Source organism: Hydrogenophaga sp., from assembly GCF_051007235.1.
GTDB lineage: Bacteria > Pseudomonadota > Gammaproteobacteria > Burkholderiales > Burkholderiaceae_C > Hydrogenophaga.
Window position 1 is genome coordinate 1 of the sequence record NZ_JBPCSJ010000411.1, and the last position, 1,834, is coordinate 1,834.

A 1,834-nucleotide genomic window follows, 5' to 3' on the forward strand; every position below is an offset into this window, starting at 1 on the left:
TTCGCCGGCCGCATGCTGACGGTTCTCAGGGCGGCCCTGGGCGTGCGCCGCTGGCGCGAAGCCGAAGGCCGCCACCTGCGCCCCGCCGGCCCGCAGCATCGCGATGCGGCGACGGTAGGCCGGGTCCTCGGCGTGGTGGACGAAGTACGCGACGCGCGCAGGCCGTGCAGGGCCCGGCAGGGCCGGGTCGGCGTCGGGTGCCGGGGCCGGTGGCACCCATCGCTGTTCACGCACGGTCAGCAGCCCGTGAAGGAAGCCGGCGGCCCAGGTCGCGTGCATCACCCCGGCTGCCAGCCCGGCCAGGCGAGCAACTCGGGTGCCCAGGGCGCCGCCAGCAGGGCGAACCCACAGGCCGCCATGTGCAGCGGCACGGCCAGCTGGCGCAGGCGCAGCGAGCCGGGGTGCCGGCGCACGGTGCGCGAGCGGCCGCGACCATAGAGGAAGTACTGCCGGGCCAGGCGGTCCAGGCTGGCCCTCGGGGCGTACGCCAGCCGGATGTCCGCGTCCAGGTAGATGCGGCTGCCGAGAGCCCGCTGACGGCAGTCGAGCTCGGCGTCCTCGTTGTGGGTGAAGGACTCGTCGTAGCCGCCCGCGCGGCGGAAGCTGTCCAGGCGAAAAGCCGCGTGGTGGCCGTGGTCCACCCAGCCGCTACGGCGTCCGCCGCGGTGGGCCGCGCCGCCCGAGCCGATCCGGGTATCCGACACCCAGCCGATCACGCGCTGCAGCCCGGTGGTGCCCACCGAGTCCATCGGCACGACGACCGCGTCGGCGCCCGTGCGGTCCAGCGTGGCCAGCAGCCGCGCGACATAGCCGGGCGGGTAGACCGCGTGCGCATCGCAGCGCACCAGCACGTCGGCCTCGGCGCCCAGCGTGCGCACCGCCAGGTTGATGCCCGGAGCCTGTCGCCGCTGCGGGTTGTGCAGCAGCGTGAGCGCGAACATGCGCGCCTGCAGACGGCGCACGATGTCCACCGTGCCGTCGGTGCTGCCGCCGTCGACCACCGCGACCTGCACCGCGGCGTCGCGCGGCAGGTCGCGGGTGAGGTCGCTCAGCACCGCCTCGATGTGGCGGGCCTCATCGAGGGTGGGGATGACGACGAGGACGCGCTTGACCGGCATGGCGGGGCGGTTCAAGCGCCGCTGCGGGGCAGGTGGACGGAGGCGATCGGGCACATGGGACGGCATCGTCCGTCCCCGGTGCGCCGCGCGTCACCCTCGAGCGGGGGTTCGCGGGGCCCCGGCCCCCCGCGCCGCGCGACGGCCCCGCGAGGGGGGGATGGCCGTGACCCGGCGAGGCCGCGCCGTCGCTCGGGGGATGCGGGGCCCCGCATCGCGGTCTCGCACGCGCACACGCCGGTGCCGCCGGTGCCGCCGGTGCCGCCGGCGAGGGGCCCGCAGGGCCCCGACGCTCACTCGCCGAGGTAGGCCGCGCGCACCTTGGGGTCGTTCAGCAGGGCCTTGGCCTCGCCGTCCATCGTGATCAGGCCGCTCTCCATCACATAGCCGCGATCGGCGATCTGCAGGGCACGCTGTGCGTTCTGCTCGACCAGCACCACGGTCACGCCCTGGGCCGACACGTCGCGGATCACCTCGAAAATCTTCTCCACCATGATCGGCGACAGGCCCATCGAGGGCTCGTCCAGCAGCAGCACCTTCGGGCGCGCCATCAGCGCGCGGCCCATGGCCAGCATCTGCTGTTCACCGCCGGACAGGGTGCCGGCAACCTGCTTGTAGCGCTCCTTCAGGCGGGGGAAACGCTTGTAAACATCTTCGATGCCGGGCTCAACTTCGCTCTTGGGGCGGGTGTAAGCGCCCATTTCCAGGTTCTCCTGAAC

Annotated in this window: 3 protein-coding genes; all 3 read right to left on the reverse strand. The window is 73.8% G+C overall.

The genetic code is table 11. From position 1 onward, the window contains the following. Nucleotides 1–234, reverse strand: a 234-nt coding sequence (locus ACR2JA_RS14615; RefSeq protein ID WP_434009809.1) for a hypothetical protein, incomplete at its 3' end; no start/stop codon positions are given. Between the two features lie 44 nt (nucleotides 235–278). Beyond that, nucleotides 279–1,133, reverse strand: a complete 855-nt coding sequence (locus tag ACR2JA_RS14620; RefSeq protein WP_434009810.1) for a glycosyltransferase family 2 protein — start codon at nucleotides 1,131–1,133, stop codon at nucleotides 279–281. A 275-nt stretch (nucleotides 1,134–1,408) separates the two neighbouring features. After that, nucleotides 1,409–1,834 (reverse strand): ABC transporter ATP-binding protein (locus ACR2JA_RS14625; RefSeq protein ID WP_434009811.1); only part of this gene is annotated, 426 nt, incomplete at its 5' end.